We start from the raw sequence: 17,656 nt of genomic DNA, 5'->3' as shown, positions 1-17,656 counted from the left end.
CCGGAAAGCGGTGCCCGGGCCTCGTGGCGCCCTGCCCGGGCTCACGCCGGGCGCCTCTCGGGGACGCCGGCACGACGCCGGGCCGTACGGACCGGGGGTCCCCGGGGAGGCGGGCGAACGTCCTGACCCCGCCCCCTCCGGACGGGCTCCGAGCAGCCCGACTGGACCCTTCGACGAGGTTCGGCGACACTCGTCCTCGTCGTGGGGTCCAACGGAACGAACCGGTGGAAGTTGGATCAAAGTACGATGGTGGATGGCCGCGCAACGCGCGTAGAGTCCTGGCAACCAATTTCTGGCCAGGCACCACAGCTGCTGCCTGCACCCCCTTCCCCCCGGGGGTGCCCCCAGATCCCCCGCTCGGAGATACCTGCACCATGGGCACCACGTCCGCTTCCGCTCCCGCAACCGAGGGCGCCGTCGAGACCCGCGGCATCGAGCCGGTCCCCGACAACGAACGCCAGGGCCGCGTCCGCGAGCTCTTCCCGACCTGGGTCGCCGCCAACATCAGCGTGTTGTTGCTCACCATGGGCGCCTCGCTCGTGGTCGGCAACGGCCTGAACTTCTGGCAGGTCCTGCTGGTCGCCGCGATCGCCGCGGCCGTCGCCTTCGGCATGGTGGGCGTGCTGTCGGTCTCGGGTAAGTGGGGCGGCGCCCCCGGCGCGATGCTCTCCCGGGCCGCCTTCGGCGTCCGCGGCAATTACTTCCCCGGCGCGATCCTGTGGGTCGCCCGCTTCGGCTGGGAGACGATCAACGCGGTCACCGGCGCCTATGCGGTGCTGACCGTGCTGCATCTGCTGCTCGGCATCGAGAGCAACAACGTCCTCGTCGTCGTCACCCTGCTCGCCTTCGTGGCCGTCACGTATCTGGTGAGCGGTCTGGGCCGCAAGGCGCTGAACGTCTGCAACAAGTACTCGACGTATCTGTTCGGCCTGTTCAGCATCATGGTGCTGGTCTACCTGGTCGCCACGATGGACTGGGATGCCGTCTTCGCCAAGAAGGCCGGCACCACCGCCATGGTGATCGCGGGCATCGGCACCATCGCGGCCGGCGGGATCAGCTGGGTGCCCACCGGCCCCGACTTCGCGCGGTACCTGCCGCACTCCGCGTCCGGCAAGAAGATCGTCGGCACCACGGTCTCCGGCGCGGCCCTGGTGCTGCTGCCCATGGTGCTGATGGGCGGCGTGATGGCCGTCTCCAACCCGAAGCTGGCCGGCCAGAACACCGACCCGATGTCGTTCCTCGGCAGCATCCTGCCGGGCTGGCTCGCGGTGCCGTACCTCATCACGGCCCTGGTCGGGATGGTGCTGATCAACAGCCTGTCGATGTACTCCGCGGGCTTCACCGCCCAGACCATGGGCGTCAAGCTGCCCCGTGCCCTGGCGGTCAGCATCAACGCCGTCATCAGCCTGGTCGGCGGCCTGTTCATGATGCTGGTGGCCAAGGACTTCATCGGCCAGTTCATCGCCTTCCTGACGCTGCTCGCGGTCTCCTTCTCCGCCTGGATCGGCGTCTACGGCATCGACATGGCCCGGCGGCGCAAGCTGGCGGTGCGCTATGACGCCGACAGCCTGATGAACACCGGCCGCACCAGCCGCTACTGGTACGTCGGCGGCTTCTGCTGGCAGGCCATGACCGCCTGGGGCATCGCGCTCGCCGCGGGCCTGTGCTTCACCAAGGTCCAGTGGTTCACCGGCCCGCTGGCCACCACCTGGATCGGCGAGAACGGCCTGGGCTGGGCGGCCACGATCGCGATCGCCGCGCTGGTCTTCGCCGCACTGCCGACGCCGAAGGAGTCCGCCCCGGCGGCCGGCCCGGACGAGGCGGCCGAGACCCGGCAGCCGGTCGAGGTGAGCTGACCCGGGCCCCGTGGACCGGACTCCCCCTCTAGTGATCTGACGCATCGTCAGCTAACGTCCCCTTCGCCAACCACCCCGGCGAAGGGGACGTCTGCGATGCCCGCTCTGCCTGTCACGGTCCTGCGGATCAACCTCGTCGACCCCGCACCCACGCCCGACTCCCTGTCCGCGCGCTACCGGGCCGCCGTCGAGATGGCGGCCTTCGCCGACGACCGCGGCTTCACCATGGTCCAGACCGAGGAGCACCACGCCACCACCAACGGCTGGATGCCCTCCCCGCTCACCTTCGCGGGCGCCGTCTTCGGTGCCACCCGCCGGATCGGTGTCACCGTCTCCGCACTGATCACCCCGCTGCACGATCCGCTGCGGCTGGCCGAGGACCTCGCCTCGCTCGATCTGCTCAGCGGCGGCCGGCTGATCACCGTCGCCGGCCTCGGCTACCGGCCCGAGGAGTACGCGGCGCACGGCAAGGACTGGCCGGGCCGGGGCCCGCTCCAGGACGAGGTGCTCCAGACCCTGCTGTCCGCCTGGACCGGGGAACCGTTCACGTATCGGGGGCGTACGGTCCGGGTCACCCCGCGCCCGTACACCCAGCCGCATCCGCCACTGCTGATCGGCGGCAGCTCCCGGGCCGCGGCCCGGCGCGCGGCCCGCCTGGGGCTCCCCTTCTTCCCCAGTGCCCGCCTCCCCCGGCTGGCGGCCTACTACCAGGAGCAGTGCGCCGCCCACGGCACCGACGGGTGGGTGATGCAGCCGCCGGAGCGGACCGCGCTCCTCCACCTCTCCGAGGACCCGGACCGCACCTGGGCCGAGTACGGCAGCCATCTGCTGCACGAGGCCCGGATGTACGCGTCCTGGCAGTCCGCCGGGAGCCGCTCCGCGGTGCGCTCGTCCGCACGGGACGCCGGGGCGCTGCGCGAGGAGGGCGTCTACCGCGTCGTCACCCCTGACGACTGCGTCCGGCTGGCCCGGCGGACGGGCGCCGGGGGCTCGTTGATCCTCCATCCGCTGTGCGGCGGGATGCCCGTCGACGAGGGCTGGCGCTCGCTGCATCTGTTCGCCGAGCGGGTGCTGCCCCGCCTCACGGACTGACCGCTTCGGGCGGCGGGTTCGGACTTCCGGGGAGAAGGCGATAACGCCTGAGGCGCCAAGGCGGCCTGCGCACGAACGCCCCGGGCACAGAAAACCCGGGGACAAAAAAGGGGTACTGCCCGGGGTCCCTGATGACCCGGGGCAGTACCCAGTGCTGAGGAGACGGACTGGCGGGGGGTTAGCCCATCTCCTCCAACGCCTTGCCCTTCGTCTCCTTCACGAACTTGAGCACGAAGGGGATCGAGAGCAGGGCGAAGACCGCGTAAATGATGTACGTACCCGAGAGGTTCCAGTCGGACAGGCTCGGGAAGCTGGCCGTGATGGCCCAGTTGGCGATCCACTGCGCGGAGGCGGCGACGCCCAGCGCGGCGGCGCGGATCTTGTTCGGGAACATCTCGCCGAGGAAGACCCAGACCACGACGCCCCAGGAGAGGGCGAAGAAGAGCACGAAGACATGGGCGGCGATCAGGGCCACGGTGCCTTCGAGGTGCGGCAGGGTGCCGGCCGCGGTCTTGGCGGAGAAGGCCCATGCCTCCAGGGCGAGCGAGACGGCCATACCGGCCGAGCCGATCAGCGCCAGCGGACGGCGGCCGATCCTGTCGACGAAGACCATCGCGATCACGGTGCCGATGATGTTGATGATCGACGTCGTGAAGCTGTAGAAGAACGAGGCGCTCGGGTCGATGCCGACGGACTGCCACAGCGCCGAGGAGTAGTAGAACGCGACGTTGATGCCGACCAGCTGCTGGAAGACCGAGAGACCGATACCGACCCAGACGATCGGCAGGAAGCCCATCTTGCTGCCGAGCAGGTCCTTGAACGAGGACTTGTGCTCGCGGCGCATCGCGTCCTGGATCTCGGTGACCCGGGTGTCGAGGTTCACGGACTTGCCCTCGACCTCGGAGAGCACCTCCTTGGCGCGGGAGACCTTGCCGACGGAGATCAGGTAGCGCGGCGACTCGGGGATCGCGAAGGAGAGCAGACCGTAGAGGACGGCCGGGACGACCATCACGCCGAGCATCCACTGCCAGGCCTCCAGGCCGGCGAGGGTGCCGCGCTGGTTGCCGTCGGCGAGGTTGAGGATGCCCCAGTTGACGAGCTGGGAGATGGCGATACCGACGACGATCGCGGCCTGCTGGAACGAGCCGAGGCGGCCGCGGTAGGCCGACGGCGAGACCTCGGCGATGTAGGCCGGGCCGATGACCGAGGCCATACCGATGGCGAAGCCGCCGATGATCCGCCAGAAGGCGAGGTCCCAGAGGGAGAACGGCAGAGCGGAGCCGACGGCGCTGATGGTGAACAGCACCGAGGCGATCTGCATCACCCGGATACGGCCTATGCGGTCCGCGATCCGGCCGGCGGTCGCGGCGCCGATGGCACAGCCGATCAGGGCGACGGCGATCACCTGGGCGAGGACCGCGGATCCGACGTCGTAACGGCTGCGGATCGCCTCGACGGCACCATTGATGACGGAACTGTCATAGCCGAAGAGAAAGCCGCCCATCGCGGCAGCCGCGGTGATGAAGATGACATGGCCGAGATGGTCGGGATGGGCCTTCCGGCCTTCCGGAACCGTCGGCTGCGCGGTGCTGGTCAACGTGAACTCCAGTGGCCCGGCTGCGCTGCCGGGCGTAGGGGGCTGGCCCTTCTAGTGGTGCATAGGTTGGGGGTACCCACCACTTGAAGGTAAAAGCAACGTTGCAGAGACTATGCCTTCAAGTTTCGAAGTCAATAGGACGTGATGAATTTGTTTCTCGGACGTCCTGGTGGTCATTCGTTCAAGTTCTGAACTGATGGGGTGTCGGATACTCCGGGCGATCATCAGCGGTGCCGGGAAGCGGCCGTCGCGCCCGTCGGCACCGGCCCGCGGCCGCCGCACGAGCCGCTCGCGCGAGCGCGGTCAGTGCAGCCGCTGACTGATGACCTTCGATACGCCGTCACCTTGCATCGATACCCCGTAGAGCGCGTCCGCGACCTCCATCGTGCGCTTCTGATGCGTGATCACAATCAGCTGGGAGCTCTCCTGGAGTTCCTCCATGATCCGGATCAGCCGCTGGAGATTGGTGTCGTCCAGCGCGGCCTCCACCTCGTCCATCACATAGAACGGGCTGGGCCGCGCCTTGAAGATCGACACCAGCAGCGCCACCGCGGTCAGCGAGCGCTCACCGCCCGACAGCAGCGACAGCCGCTTGACCTTCTTCCCGGGCGGCCGCGCCTCCACATCCACCCCCGTCGACAGCATGTCGTCCGGATCGGTGAGCACCAGCCGCCCCTCCCCGCCGGGGAAGAGCCGCGCGAAGACGCCCTCGAACTCCCGAGCGGTGTCGTGGTACGCCTCGGTGAAGACCTGCTCCACCCGCTCGTCGACCTCCTTGACCACCTGCATCAGGTCGGCCCGGGTCTTCTTCAAGTCTTCAAGCTGTTCGCTCAGGAACTTGTGCCGCTCCTCCAGCGCCGCGAACTCCTCCAGCGCCAGCGGGTTCACCTTCCCGAGCTGCTGATACGCCCGCTCGGCGGCCTTGAGCCGCTTCTCCTGCTCGGCACGTACATAGGGCACCGGCTGGTTGCGGGGATGCTCCGGATCGTCCGGGAGCACCTCTCCCTCGGCGGGCGGCGACGGCGGTACCGGCTGCTCGGGGCCGTACTCGGACATCAGCCCGGCCGGCTCCACCCCCAGCTCCTCCAGCGCCTTGCTCTCCAGCTGCTCGATCCGCAGCCGCTTCTCCGCGCCCAGCACCTCACCGCGGTGCATCGAGTCCGTCAGCTTGTCCAGCTCGGACTTCAGCTCCCGGCCCTGGTTGCGCTCGGCCACCAGCGCCTGCTCCCGCTCGGCCTTGGCCCGGTCCGCGGCGCCCCGCTCCTCCTCGGCCCGTACGGCCGACACCTCGATATGCGCCAGCAGCTGCCGGGCACCGGCGGCGACCGCCCCGGCCACCGCCGCCTCGTGCCGGAGCCGGGCGCGCCGCCGCTCGGCCCGCGCCCGCGCCTCGCGCTCGGCCCGCGCCCCCCGGTCCAGCGCGTCCGCCCGCCCGGCGAGCGCCTTCACCCGCTCCTCGTGCGTCCGCGCCTGGAGCCGGGCCTCCATCTCGGTCTGCCGCGCATTGGCGCCGTCGGCGGCCAGCCGGTCCCGTACGGAGGTGTCCGGCTCCTCGTCGCCGACGCCCGGGTCCTCCTCGGCCACCGCGAGCCGCTCGGCCAGCTCCTCGGCCTCCTCGGTGGCCCGCAGCAGCGCCTCCTCGGCCTTGGCTGCCGCCGCCTCGCAGCGCTCGGCCTCGCCCGCGGCCGCCCGCGCCTGCCCGCCGAGCCGGCCCAGATCCCCGGCGACCTTCGACTTCTCCCGGTCCGCCGCCCGCCACCGCTCGGCCAACTCCTCGACCAGCGCGGCACCCGCCGTACGGCGCTCCGCCGCGGCCCGCTGGGCCTCCGCCAGCTCCTCGCAGCGCGCCGCCAGTTCCTCCAGCTCGGCCGCCGCCTCGTCGACGGACGCCTGCACCTCCAGCAGACTCGGCGCACCGGCGGAACCGCCCTGGGCGAAATGCGCCCCGAGCAGATCGCCCTCACCGGTCACGGCCATCAGCTCCGGCCGCGCGGCCACCAGGTCCTCGGCGTCCTCCAGCGTCCCGACCACCACGACATCCCGCAGCAAACGGGCAACGGCGGCGGTCAATTCCGCGGGCCCCCGGACCAGTTCCGCCGCCGGCACCGGCTCGGCACGCGGCCCGGGAACACGGTGCACGGCCGCCTCGGGCGCACCGGCCGCCCCCGCACAGACCTCCACCGCGGTCCCCTCGGCCGCTCCGGCGAGACCATCGGCCCCACCGGCCCTACGCACCGGATCGGCCCCGTGAGCCCCAGCAGCACTGGCGACCCCGGCAGCTCCACCAGCACCGGAGGCACCTGCGTCCCCACCCCACGCCGCCCCCTCAGCAGCATCAACAGCCCCCACGGCCTCCGCGGCTCCGCCGCCCTCCGTGGCCTCCACCGCCCGTGCGGGCGCGGGCACCCGTCCCGTCCCGCTCCGGCCCCCGGTTCCCCCCAGCACCATCGCCGCCCGCCCCGCATCCTGCTTCCGCAGCAGCCGGATGGCTTCGGCGGCGGTGGCCGGGCCGGTGACGGCGACGGCGTCCGCGGCCGCGCCGAGCGCCGCCGCCACCGGGATCTCGAAGCCGGGGGTGACGGTCAGCAGTTCCGCCGCCGGCCCGAGCAGTCCGGTGAGCCGGTCCGCGGCGGCCAGCAGCGCTCCGGTGCCGTCCTTACGGCGCAGCCCGAGCGCCAGCGCGTCGTGCCGGGCGGCGGTCGCGGCCCGTTCGCGCTCGGCCGCGGTCAGCGCCTCGCGCGCGGCGGTCAGCGCGGTCTCCGTCTCCGCCAGCTCCCGGCGGGCCGCCTCATGCCGCTCCGCGATCTCCTCGTCATCCGCGTCCAGCCCGTCGACCTCGGCCCTGAGCTGCTCGTACTCCTCCTGGGCGGTCTCCGCCCGGCTCCGCGCGGCGTCCCTGGCCTCGGCGAGCCGGCCGATCTCCGCCTGCGCCGAGGCGGCCCGGCCCCGGGCGGCGGTGACCTGCCCGCTCAGCCGGGCCAGCCCCTCCCGGCGGTCGGCGATGGCACGGGCCACGTCCCGCAGCCGCCGCTCCTCGTCCGACAACTGCCGCTCCAGTCCGGCACGGTGTTCGACGGTGTCCTCCAGGGCCCGGCTCGCCGCCTCCAGCGCGGCGCTCAACTCCGCCTCCTGCTCGCGGATCCGGGCCGCTTCCCGCTCCATGTCCTCGGGGTCCCGCCCGTGCCGCTCCTCCGGCGGCGCCGCCGTGGCGCTCTTCACCCGCGCCTCGGCCAGCGAGATCGTGCCGCGCACCCGCTCCGCGAGCTGCGACAGCTCGTACCAGGTCTGCTGCGCACGCTGCACCCGCGGCGTCAGCGTACGGACCTCCTCCTCCAGCGCCGCCTCCCGCTGCTGGGCGGTGCGCAGCCGGTCCTCGGCGGTCTGCTTGCGTTCCTTGAGCGCCGCCTCGTCCGCGATCTCGGCGCGCAGGGCCCGGCGCAGGGTGACGAGGTCGTCGGCGAGCAGCCGCAGCCGGGCGTCGCGCAGGTCCGCCTGGATGACGGCGGCGCGCCGGGCGACCGCGGCCTGCCGCCCCAGCGGCTTGAGCTGGCGCCGCAGCTCATCGGTCAGATCCTGGACCCGGGCGAGATTGGCCTTCATCGCCTCCAGCTTCCGCAGCGCCTTCTCCTTGCGCTTGCGGTGCTTGAGGACGCCGGCCGCTTCCTCGATGAAGGCCCGGCGCCCCATCGGGTCGGCATGCAGCACGGAGTCGAGCTGGCCCTGCCCGACGATGACATGCATCTCCCGGCCGATACCGGAATCGGAGAGCAATTCCTGGATGTCCAGCAGCCGGCAGGTGTCACCGTTGATCTGGTATTCGCTGCCGCCATTGCGGAACATGATCCGGGTGAGGGTGACTTCGGCGTACTCGATCGGCAGCGCGCCGTCGGAATTGTCGATGGTGAGCGACACCTCGGCGCGGCCGAGCGGCAGCCGCCCGGTCGTCCCGGCGAAGATCACGTCCTCCATCTTCCCGCCGCGCAGCGACTTGGCGCCCTGCTCGCCCATGACCCAGGACAGCGCGTCCACGACGTTGGACTTGCCGGAGCCGTTGGGGCCCACGACACAGGTGATGCCCGGCTCGAAGCGCAGCGTCGTTGCGGAAGCGAAGGACTTGAAACCTCGCAGGGTCAAACTCTTGAGATGCACGCCGTGGGACTCTACCGGCCGTTCCCAGGCGGGTGACCCCAACATTCCGGGGCGCTCCCCGGCCCTGTACGGCCCCCGGGTATACCGCGCCGTTCATTTTCGGTTTCACTGCAGAAAGCGCAGGGCACATCATGCGGTAAGGGAGGGCCGTCAAGGCTGAAGTGACCAGGTGGTTCGCGGAAAAGGCCGCAGCACGAAAAGGCGGAAACGACGAAGGGACGCCGAAGCGTCCCTTGCAGATCTTGAAGAAAGCGGTGCCTCAAGCGGCTGGCGAGCAGCCCTACCGGCCCTGGGGTCGGGGTCAGGTGAGCGCGGGCTCCGCCTGGGGTACGTCGATGTCGAGCATCGAGTCGTCGCGACGTGCGGCAGCGGACAGCATGTCGTTTTCGGCCTGCATCCGAATAAGTTCGGATTCAAGGTCTTGGACGCGCTGCTGAAGCCGTCGCATCTCGGAGAGGACTCGGGGGTCGGAGCCGCCGACGTAACCGAGAAGCGCCTTTGCCATGATGGATGGTCCTCCACAATGAGTGACCGACCGAAGCGGTGTGGGTCGTGAGGGATTCGCACCCGCGGTGCTTGTCATTCTCTGGTGTACTCAATGCCAAACAGCTAAGGTGCGCGGGGATTCCAGAGTCTCACCAAACGGTTTGACGGTCAACACGATCACACCCCGTATCCTCGGGCACCTGAGAGTGCGCGGCCGTGAAGGCACTGCGCCGACTCCCCAGAAAGGTCCCGCCGGGGCGTGGAGATCATCCGTACAGCGGCAGCCTTGCACGGGTCGGCCGAGTTGGCAACCACCAGGCCTTATCTCCCGTAAGCAGCTCACAAAGACGCATCCGCAAGATCGCTCATGACGGCCGTACGGACGGTTCCGGCAGGCCGGATCAGCGGATCTCGAAGCCGTCGTAACCGCCGCGGGGCGTGTCCCAGATCTCAGTGACTCCATCGACCCGCCCGGGCGTGTCTCCGGTGCGGAGCCAGTCGAGCAACTGATCGCAGCGCTCCTTCGGGCCCTCGGCGACCACCTGGACGCGGCCGTCACCCAGATTGACGGCAAATCCCGCGAGTTCGCCGATGCGAAGGGCGTTGGCCCGGGTGAACCAGCGGAACCCGACGCCCTGGACCTGACCACGCACCCAGGCGGTCACTCGGACAGCTTCATTCATGTGTGCACGCTAACCGGCCAATTGCTCAGTGGTCACATCTGCCTCCTAGGCCATGGCGTACAGTCCCCCGGCAGCGAGGCTCACTCTTATGGGTGAGTCATCTGGACGCCAGGAAAGCGGTGCGGCGTAGCCGCTCCAGTGGAGCCGGTGCCTGCACCGGTGGAAGGAAGACAGCGGATGGGCCGCCATCGACGCTCTGCTCCCCTTGCCCCCGACTCCGCCGGTGCGGGGCCTGTTGACGCTCCGACGGCCGAACGGCCGGGCGCGGCGGCCACGACGCGGCAGCGCGGACATCGCGCGGCGCGCGGCAGCGGCAGGGCACCCGTCCGCACCGGACTGCTCGGCGCCTCCGCGATGGTGGCGATGGGAGCCGTGGCGGTCGCCTCCGGACTGATCCCCGGTCACGGCCAGTTCGACGGGGGTGCGGACGGCGAGCAGGGCGACCGGGTCCGGGCCGGTGCGCTGCCGGAGGCCACCGAGCCGATGGGCGGCGTCTCGGCCTCGCCGACCGACCGCGCCACCCAGGAGGCGAGCCGCGGCGGAGCCCGTACCGAGGTCCCGGAGAGCGGGCGCCCCTCCCGCAGCGCCACCCGGCCGGTGTCCCCCGCCCCGCACCAGCCGTCCAAATCACCCACCGGGGCGACCGGTTCGCACCGGTCGGCCAAGCCCTCCGAAGAGCCGAGCTCCGCGGCGCCCGAGCGCACCGTGGCCGCGTCGAAGACCCCCGACGCCCGGTCGTCCGCGGAGTCCCAGGTCCTGTCGCTCGTCAACCAGGAGCGCGCCCGGGCCGGGTGCTCGCCCGTGACGGCGGATCAGGAATTGGCCGGTCTCGCCCAGGGTTTCAGTGACGACATGGCCCGGCGGGGCTTCTTCGGCCACACGGACCCGGACGGCGACACGCCCTGGGACCGGGCCGAGGACGCGGGCATCGACGACCTCGGCGGCGAGAACATAGCCCGCGGCCAGGCCAACGCCCAGTCCGTCATGGACTCCTGGATGAACAGCCCCGGCCACCGCGCCAACATCCTCAACTGCGAGTACAAGACCCTCGGCGTCGGCGCCCACTTCGGGGCCGGCGGCCCGTGGTGGACCCAGGATTTCGGCTTCTGAGGCAGCCCGCCCCGCGGTGACACCACCGCGGCCGGACGAACGCCCGCGCCGCCCCGTGACCGGTCACGGGGCGGCGCGGGCGTTTCGCGTACCGGACCGCTACAGCCCGGCGGTGTGCCGGTCAGGCGGCGAGTGCCGCGCGGCCCGCGACGACGATGCGGGCCTGCTCGGCGATCCGCCGTCCGAGGTGCTCGGCGGTGGCGATATCGGCCTTGTGGACGCCCTCGGCACCCTGGTCATTCGGGGACTGGGCGGCGGCGCCCAGGAAGAAGCCCAGCCGGTTCAGGTCGTTCTCGGACGCGGTGGAGGAGTTCCAGCCGGGGAGCAGGTTGAGGCTGACCCAGGTCATCCCGTGCTGGGCGGCGAGCACCGTGAAGAACTGGAGGGTGTGCAGCTTGTCGCCGCTCTTGGAGGCGGAGTTGGTGAATCCGGCGGCGAGCTTGTCCTGCCAGGCACGGGTGGCCCAGCGCTTGGAACTCGCCTCGGCGAAGGTGTGGAAGGCGCCGGAGGCCGTGCCCATGTACGTCGGCGAGCCGAAGACGATCGCGTCGGAGGCATCGAGCTGCGCCCACTGGGCTTCGGTGATCTCGTCGACCTTGATCAGGTGAACGGTGGCGCCGGCCTCGGTGGCGGCGGCCCGGACGGCCTCGGCCAGTACGGCGGTGTGGCCGAAGCCGGAGTGGTAGGCGAGCGAGACGACGGGGGTGGGCAGAGCAGGCGTGGTCACGGTGTTTTCTCCTCAGGGGTCACGGCATGCCGGGACGGCCGGCACCCGGGAACGTCGGGCTGCGATGAGGAAAAGAGAAGCACTAACTTTTAGAAAGCGCAACCCGTTGGTTAGCGCTGCGCGGGGGTAGGGTGTCCTCATGGCGACCGAAACCACCGGCGAGACGGACGGGGAGCCCACCCCCGGCTGTACGGACGACCTGGCCTACAACGTCTTCGCGCGCGACTGCCCGTCCCGCGACGCGCTCCGGCACATCACCGACCGATGGGGCAGCCTGACCCTCGGCGCCCTGCTCGACGGCACCTTCCGCTTCAACGAACTGCGCCGCCGGGTGGCCGGGGTGAGCGAGAAGATGCTGGCCCAGACTCTGCACGCACTGGAGCGGGACGGACTCGTGCACCGCACCGCACAGCAGACCAACCCACCCCGCGTCGATTACGCGCTGACGCCGATGGGCGACCAGGTCGCCCGTCAGCTGCGGATGCTGATCGACCTGGTGGAGGACCGGATGCCGCAGGTCATGCAGGCCCGCGAGCAGTACGACGCCCAGCGCACCGACGGCTGAGCCGGTGAACGGGCCGCGGGCCGGCGCTCAGGCGCGCGGCGGCCGCTGGCAGCGGGGGCAGAAGTAGCTGGAGCGGTTCATCCAGGGGCGGCGGCGGATCGGGGTACCGCAGCGGCGGCAGGGCTCGTCCTCGCGGCCGTAGGCGTCCAGCGAGCGCTCGAAGTAGCCGGACTCACCGTTGACGTTGACATAGAGGCTGTCGAAGCTGGTGCCGCCGACGGCGAGCGCGGCGTTCATCACGTCCCGTACGTGGCCGAGCAGCTCGGCGGTGCGCGGCCGGGTGAAGGTGGCGGTCGGCCGCTCGTAGTGGAGCTTGCTGCGCCAGAGCGCCTCGTCCGCATAGATGTTGCCGACGCCGCTGATCAGCGTCTGGTCGAGCAGCGCGCGCTTGACGGTGGTCCGGCGGCGGCGCAGCGCGTCGTGGAAGGCGGCGTCGTCGAAGGCGGGATCGAGCGGGTCCCGGGCGATATGGGCGATGACGTCGGGCAGCAGATCGGCGTCACCGGGGACGGTGTCGTGCAGCGAGAGGCCACCGAAAGTGCGCTGGTCGACGAAGCGGAGTTCGGTGGCCAGGTCGTCGGCGAAGCGGACGCGGATCCGCAGGTGCTTCTCGTCGGCGGCGTCCTGCGGCTGGACCAGCAGCTGGCCGCTCATGCCGAGGTGGGCCAGGATCGCCAGCCCGTGGGTGACGGACGGCGTGACCATCGGAGGGATGCCCTCCGCCGCGGTCTGGGCGGCCGGACCGCCGCCGGTCACCGGAATCCAGAGGTATTTGCCGCGCCGCCGGGCCGTCCCGAGGCGCAGCCCCTTGAGCCGGGCCGCGAAATCGGCCGCCCCGGCGGTGTGCCGGCGGATCGCACGCGGATGCCGCACCTCGACGGCGTCGATCGTGCGGCCGCTGACCCAGCGCTCCAGTCCGCGGCGTACGACCTCGACCTCGGGCAGCTCGGGCACGAAGGGCTCCTTGGGAACGACGGTGGGGTGAAAGACCTCTGACCCCGTCCGGAGCGACGCGCGGTCGCCCCGGACGGGGTCAGAATCAGTGCTTCAGTGTGCCGACGACGAACCGTCGCCGGCGGCCGGAGCCGAGTCCTCGGCTGCCGGCGGCGCACCGTCGCCGGAGGAGGCCGCCTTGGCCGCCTCGTCCGCCGCGGCGCGAATCGCACGCCACGCGGACTCGGCCGCCTGCTGCTCGGCTTCCTTCTTGCTGCGGCCGGTGCCGGTGCCGTACGAGACACCACCGACGCGGGCGGCAGCAGTAAAGGTCTTCTCGTGATCGGGGCCGGTCTCGGTGACCAGGTACTCCGGAACGCCGAGACCTTCGGTCGCGGTGAGTTCCTGGAGGCTGGTCTTCCAGTCCAGGCCTGCGCCCAGGCTGGAGGACTTCTCGATGAGCGGGTCGAAGAGCCGGTGCACCAGCTCGCCGGCCGCGTCGAGGCCCTGGTCGAGATAGACCGCGCCGATCACCGCTTCAAGGGTGTCGGCGAGGATGGAGGCCTTGTCCCGGCCGCCCGTACCCTCTTCGCCCCGTCCGAGGCGGATGAAGGCACCGAGGTCGAGGCCACGGCCCACCTCGGCAAGCGCACGCGAGTTGACCACCGCGGCCCGGAGCTTGGCCAGCTGGCCTTCCGGGAGATCGGGGTGGATCCGGTACAGCGTGTCCGTGACCACCAGGCCGAGCACCGAATCCCCGAGGAATTCGAGCCGCTCGTTGGTGGGCAGACCGCCGTTCTCGTATGCGTACGAGCGGTGCGTCAGCGCACGCACCAGAAGGGCGGACTCGAGCTGATACCCGAGCCGCCCTTCCAGAAGCGTGTGCGACGAGGCTGTGTCCGCCGGAGTCGGTTCATCCCCGCGTTTGCGGGAAGTCGAATTGGCGTCTGACATGGAGCCTGTCACCAGCCGCTCAGACCTCGAGGACCTGGCGCTTGTTGTAGGTGCCGCAGCTCGGGCACGCGATGTGCTGCTGCTTCGGCTCGTGGCAGCGCTCGCACGCCACCAGGGTGGGGACCGCAGCCTTCCACTGCGACCGGCGGTGGCGCGTGTTGCTGCGCGACATCTTCCGCTTCGGAACAGCCACGGCTACTTCTCCTGCTTCTCGTCGACGCCCGCTTCGGCGCCGCCCATGTTGTCCTTCTCGCCGTCCTTGACGGTCCCGGCGAGTCCCTGCAGTGCCGCCCAACGGATGTCGACGGCGTCGTGGTGGTGGTCCGGGTCGTCCGCGAGCCGCACTCCGCAGTCGGAGCACAGGCCCGGGCAGTCGTCCTGGCACACCGGCTGCATCGGCAGTGCAAGCACCACCGCATCACGCAGCACGGGTTCGAGGTCGAACAGGTCGTCCTCGAGGAAGAGGGTGTCCTCCTCGTCCTCGGCGTCGTCGCCGGCGTCCTCATGGACCCGGGCGTCGGCGTCGGGGTAGGCGAACATCTCCTGGAAGTCCGCGTCGAGCTGTCGCTCCAGCGGCTCCAGACACCTTACGCACTCCCCCTTGACGGTTGCACGGCCGGTGCCTGTGACAAGCACCCCGTCCATGACCGACTCCAGGCGGAGGTCGAGCTCGATCGGTGCGCCCTCGGGCACGCCGATGACCTCATTGCCGAGGTCCCGGGGAGCCTCGACGGAGCGGGAGACCCTCTTGAGCGCACCGGGACGCCGCCCCAGCTCGCGTGTGTCGAACACGAGAGGGGAACGGTGGTCGAGGCGGGCGTTGATGGCTTCCTGCTTTCTACGGGGTTTACGCGCCGCCCGTATTCCAGCGGTGCGGGATTCGGGCAGCAGAGATCGCGGATATACGCGCGACCGAAGAGCCAGGATACTGGACGGGCCCCGATAGGCCCAATCCGCTCCCGGCCGTCCCTCCGGTCCTGCGGACGGGAGCGCCTACTGACGCCCCTCCTCGTACGCCCGGAGCTGGTCCAGGTCGATCATGCTCGTGTCGAAGAGGCTGGTCTCGTCCAGCGCGCCCGGCTGCTCGGCGTGGCCGTGCGGGGCGTGCTGGGGCTGCTGGGGCACCTGCTGCGGGAGGTACGCATGCGGGTCGTAGCCCTGCTGTTGGGCCTGCTGCTGGGCCTGCTGCTGCCAGTCGTAGCCGTACGCACTCTGCTGCTGGGGGTCCTGGGCGTACGCCGCCTGCTGTGGCTGCTGATAGCCGTAGACGTCCTGCTGCGGGTAGGCCGCGGGGTCGGTGTAGTAGCCCTGCTGCTGAAGCTGGGGCTGGAGGGGCTGCTGATGCTCCTGGGGCTGCTGCTGGGGCTGCGTCTGGGGCATCGGGGGCGCCTGGGGCGGCTGCGGGGCCTGCTCGGCGCTGATGTCCGCCAGGCCGGCGAGGTAGTCGGCGTCGGCCTGCGGGCCGGACTGCGCATCGCCCTGCGCCGCCAGGTGGATCGCCAGCTCATCGATCGCACGGGCGCCCTGGAGCTTGTCGCGGCCCCGGCCGACGGCCTCCAGCGTCTTGGTCAGCACGGCCTGGAACGCCCCGAACTTGGCGTCCACATAGGCGTCCGCGCGCTGCTTGAGGGTCTCCGGGTCGCCGCTGCGCTCGGGGGCCTCGGTGTCCACATAGCCCTGCTCGTCGAGCCCCGGGCCACGGCCGAGCAGCTTCTCGCGGCCGCGGTCGACGGAACCGATGGTCTTGGTGAGCACGACCTCGAAGTTGGCGAGCTTGCTGTCGACGTAGTCGTCGGCCTCGGCGCGGATCTCCTCCGCCTCCCGGCGGGCGTCCGCCAGGATCCGGTCCGCCTCCTCCTGGGACTGCCGGGCGACCTCGGTGTCGGAGATCAGTGAGCCGCGCTGGGCGTGCGCGGTCTCGATGATCCGCTCCGCTTCCGCCCGCGCCTGCTCGACCATCTGCTCCCGCCCGCCGAGCAGCTCCTGCGCCTGTGCCAGGGAGCCCGGCAGCGCCGCGCGCACCTCTTCCAGCATGGCGAGCAGCTCGGCGCGGTTGACCACGCACGAGGCCGACATGGGCATGGACCGGGCACCGCCGACGGTCGCGACGATGTCGTCGAGCTTCTTCTGCACGTCCACCTTGGACTCGCCACTCTCTGAAGGGTTTTGAACGACGGGAACGGGACGACTGTACGTCCACCGGCCCTCCGCCCGACACCGGCCGACGCACCGTCAGTGCGGCTTCGCGCGCGGTGCGCCGGGTGGGGTGCTCAGTCCTTCTTCCGCAGGCGCTCGGTGAGGGCTTCGAGGACGAACGGCGGGACCAGGTGGGAGACATCGCCGCCCCAGGCGGCGACCTCCTTCACGAGGCTGGAGGAGAGGAAGCTGTAGGTCGGGTTGGTGGGGACGAAGAGCGTCTCCACACCGGACAGGCCGTTGTTCATCTGGGCCATCTGGAGCTCGTAGTCGAAGTCGCTGACGGCCCGCAGCCCCTTGACGATCGCGGGGATGTCGCGCTGCTTGCAGAAGTCGACGAGCAGGCCGTGGAAGGCCTCGACCTCCACGTTGCCGTACTCGGCGGTGGCCCGGCGGATCAGGTCGATCCGCTCGTCGACCGTGAACAGCCCCTGCTTGGACTGGTTGATCATCACGGCGACATGGACCACGTCGTACAGCTTGGAGGCACGGGCGATGATGTCCAGGTGCCCGTTGGTGATGGGGTCGAACGACCCCGGACAGACGGCGCGGCGCAACTCGGTCTCCTCGCTCTCCGATCCGGTCATGACACGCTTGCTGACGTCGATTCGGCGGACGTCGAAGCGGCGCGACCGTACCAAAGCGTCCCTTCGCCGTAGCGACGGGCCTTGATCGCTTCAAATCCGTCCGGCCATGGGAACGTGCCGCCTCTGGTGCTGCGTTCCACGGTGACGAGTGCCTGCTCCGCAAACCAGCCCTGACCACGGAGTGTGATCAGGATCTCGCAGAGTTCCGCGTCGGTGACCACGTAGGGCGGGTCCAGGAAGGCGATGTCGTACGGCTCGCCCGGGGGCGGTGCGGCGGCGGTCTGCTCGGCCTTGCCGGCCCGGACCTCGACGCCGGGAAGGCCGACCGTACGGACGTTGTCCCGGATCGTGCGTACGGCGCGGGCATCGGCCTCGACCAGCAGGACGTGCGCGGCACCGCGCGAGAGGGCCTCCAGGCCGACCGCGCCGGACCCGCCGTACAGATCGAGCACCCGGGCTCCGGCCAGCGGCCCGTCGAGCGACTCCCAGGTGGAGAACATGCCCTCGCGCGCCCGGTCGGAGGTGGGGCGGGTGCCGTTTCCCGGTGGTACGGCCAGGCGGCGGCCGCCGGCTGTACCGGCGATCACGCGGGTCATGGGCCCGTCCTTACGTTGCGCGTGGTCGGTGTACTGAGGGGGAGCCGGGCAGGCTCCGCACCTCCACGATATTCGGTCAGCCGACGGCCGATGCCCGGCCGGAGCCTCCGGGGAGCACGGCGGGC

The 17,656-nt window shown here is 70.8% G+C and carries 16 protein-coding genes; 4 read left to right on the top strand and 12 right to left on the bottom strand.

All coding sequences use genetic code 11. The annotated features are described in order from the left end of the window. The first annotated feature begins 374 nt into the window (after positions 1 to 374). A complete protein-coding gene (locus CP981_RS27815) occupies positions 375 to 1,856 on the top strand; it encodes a purine-cytosine permease family protein (RefSeq protein WP_085925208.1) in 1,482 nt (493 codons plus the stop codon). 96 nt (positions 1,857 to 1,952) lie between these two features. Further along, on the top strand, positions 1,953 to 2,948 hold the full coding sequence (locus CP981_RS27810) for an LLM class flavin-dependent oxidoreductase (RefSeq protein ID WP_085925207.1): 996 nt from the start codon (positions 1,953 to 1,955) through the stop codon (positions 2,946 to 2,948). A 178-nt stretch (positions 2,949 to 3,126) separates the two neighbouring features. On the opposite strand, the gene CP981_RS27805 is transcribed toward CP981_RS27810, so the two are convergent. From CP981_RS27805 to CP981_RS27790, 4 genes are all read right to left on the bottom strand, one after another. Further along, positions 3,127 to 4,545, bottom strand: a complete 1,419-nt coding sequence (locus tag CP981_RS27805; RefSeq protein ID WP_085925206.1) for a sugar porter family MFS transporter — start codon at positions 4,543 to 4,545, stop codon at positions 3,127 to 3,129. Between the two features lie 303 nt (positions 4,546 to 4,848). Beyond that, complete coding sequence (locus tag CP981_RS27800; protein ID WP_085925205.1) at positions 4,849 to 8,694, bottom strand: chromosome segregation SMC family protein; 3,846 nt, start codon at positions 8,692 to 8,694, stop codon at positions 4,849 to 4,851. Positions 8,695 to 8,995: 301 nt separating this feature from the next. After that, positions 8,996 to 9,199, bottom strand: a complete 204-nt coding sequence (locus CP981_RS27795) for a hypothetical protein (RefSeq protein ID WP_006602857.1) — start codon at positions 9,197 to 9,199, stop codon at positions 8,996 to 8,998. Between the two features lie 382 nt (positions 9,200 to 9,581). After that, on the bottom strand, positions 9,582 to 9,863 hold the full coding sequence (locus CP981_RS27790; RefSeq protein ID WP_085925204.1) for an acylphosphatase: 282 nt from the start codon (positions 9,861 to 9,863) through the stop codon (positions 9,582 to 9,584). 177 nt (positions 9,864 to 10,040) lie between these two features. On the opposite strand from CP981_RS27790, the gene CP981_RS27785 reads away from it, so the two are divergent. Further along, positions 10,041 to 10,973, top strand: coding sequence for a CAP domain-containing protein (locus CP981_RS27785; RefSeq protein ID WP_085925203.1), 933 nt, complete (start codon positions 10,041 to 10,043; stop codon positions 10,971 to 10,973). Between the two features lie 121 nt (positions 10,974 to 11,094). On the opposite strand, the gene CP981_RS27780 is transcribed toward CP981_RS27785, so the two are convergent. After that, positions 11,095 to 11,685: a flavodoxin family protein gene (locus CP981_RS27780; protein WP_190842325.1), complete on the bottom strand. Its 591-nt coding sequence runs from the start codon at positions 11,683 to 11,685 to the stop codon at positions 11,095 to 11,097. Between the two features lie 154 nt (positions 11,686 to 11,839). Here CP981_RS27780 and CP981_RS27775 point away from each other — a divergent pair, with 154 nt between their 5' ends. Beyond that, positions 11,840 to 12,265 (top strand): winged helix-turn-helix transcriptional regulator, encoded by a 426-nt coding sequence (locus CP981_RS27775; protein ID WP_085925201.1) that lies wholly within the window; start codon positions 11,840 to 11,842, stop codon positions 12,263 to 12,265. A 27-nt stretch (positions 12,266 to 12,292) separates the two neighbouring features. Here the strand turns inward: CP981_RS27775 and mutM are convergent, their stop codons facing one another. The 7 genes from mutM to rsmD all read right to left on the bottom strand — a co-directional run bounded on the left by mutM (position 12,293) and on the right by rsmD (position 17,531). After that, entirely contained in the window at positions 12,293 to 13,219 is a 927-nt protein-coding gene (gene mutM, locus CP981_RS27770) for a bifunctional DNA-formamidopyrimidine glycosylase/DNA-(apurinic or apyrimidinic site) lyase (RefSeq protein WP_085925200.1), read from the bottom strand. Between the two features lie 93 nt (positions 13,220 to 13,312). Next, positions 13,313 to 14,152 (bottom strand): ribonuclease III, encoded by an 840-nt coding sequence (gene rnc / locus CP981_RS27765; protein ID WP_085925199.1) that lies wholly within the window; start codon positions 14,150 to 14,152, stop codon positions 13,313 to 13,315. A 19-nt stretch (positions 14,153 to 14,171) separates the two neighbouring features. Beyond that, complete coding sequence (gene rpmF / locus CP981_RS27760) at positions 14,172 to 14,345, bottom strand: 50S ribosomal protein L32 (protein WP_003951102.1); 174 nt, start codon at positions 14,343 to 14,345, stop codon at positions 14,172 to 14,174. A gap of 2 nt (positions 14,346 to 14,347) precedes the next feature. Next, the gene (locus CP981_RS27755; protein ID WP_190146182.1) at positions 14,348 to 14,977 is read right to left on the bottom strand and encodes a YceD family protein; all 630 of its coding nucleotides are present in this window, start codon (positions 14,975 to 14,977) and stop codon (positions 14,348 to 14,350) included. Positions 14,978 to 15,145: 168 nt separating this feature from the next. Next, a complete protein-coding gene (locus CP981_RS27750) occupies positions 15,146 to 16,291 on the bottom strand; it encodes an ATP synthase F0 subunit B (protein WP_085925197.1) in 1,146 nt (381 codons plus the stop codon). Between the two features lie 131 nt (positions 16,292 to 16,422). After that, positions 16,423 to 16,935 carry a pantetheine-phosphate adenylyltransferase gene (gene coaD, locus CP981_RS27745; RefSeq protein WP_026169199.1) on the bottom strand — a complete coding sequence of 171 codons (513 nt, stop codon included), beginning with the start codon at positions 16,933 to 16,935 and terminating at the stop codon, positions 16,423 to 16,425. Next, positions 16,932 to 17,531, bottom strand: coding sequence for a 16S rRNA (guanine(966)-N(2))-methyltransferase RsmD (rsmD, locus tag CP981_RS27740; RefSeq protein ID WP_085925196.1), 600 nt, complete (start codon positions 17,529 to 17,531; stop codon positions 16,932 to 16,934). Before rsmD ends, coaD begins: the two co-directional genes overlap by 4 nt. Positions 17,532 to 17,656 lie beyond the last annotated feature (125 nt).

Origin of the sequence: Streptomyces platensis, from assembly GCF_008704855.1 — a bacterium.
GTDB classification, from domain to species: domain Bacteria; phylum Actinomycetota; class Actinomycetes; order Streptomycetales; family Streptomycetaceae; genus Streptomyces; species Streptomyces platensis.
Note: the sequence above shows the minus strand (reverse complement) of the source record. Positions and strands in the feature narration are given on the sequence as shown.

Excerpts from the sequence above, each read along its gene's own strand:
- CP981_RS27815 (WP_085925208.1), top strand. The coding sequence starts at position 375 with ATGGGCACCACGTCCGCTTCCGCTCCCGCAACCGAGGGCGCCGTCGAG.
- CP981_RS27790 (WP_085925204.1), bottom strand. The coding sequence starts at position 9,863 with ATGAATGAAGCTGTCCGAGTGACCGCCTGGGTGCGTGGTCAGGTCCAG.
- CP981_RS27775 (WP_085925201.1), top strand. The coding sequence starts at position 11,840 with ATGGCGACCGAAACCACCGGCGAGACGGACGGGGAGCCCACCCCCGGC.
- CP981_RS27795 (WP_006602857.1), bottom strand. The coding sequence starts at position 9,199 with ATGGCAAAGGCGCTTCTCGGTTACGTCGGCGGCTCCGACCCCCGAGTC.
- CP981_RS27810 (WP_085925207.1), top strand. The coding sequence starts at position 1,953 with ATGCCCGCTCTGCCTGTCACGGTCCTGCGGATCAACCTCGTCGACCCC.
- coaD (WP_026169199.1), bottom strand. The coding sequence starts at position 16,935 with ATGACCGGATCGGAGAGCGAGGAGACCGAGTTGCGCCGCGCCGTCTGT.
- CP981_RS27785 (WP_085925203.1), top strand. The coding sequence starts at position 10,041 with ATGGGCCGCCATCGACGCTCTGCTCCCCTTGCCCCCGACTCCGCCGGT.
- rnc (WP_085925199.1), bottom strand. The coding sequence starts at position 14,152 with ATGTCAGACGCCAATTCGACTTCCCGCAAACGCGGGGATGAACCGACT.
- rsmD (WP_085925196.1), bottom strand. The coding sequence starts at position 17,531 with ATGACCCGCGTGATCGCCGGTACAGCCGGCGGCCGCCGCCTGGCCGTA.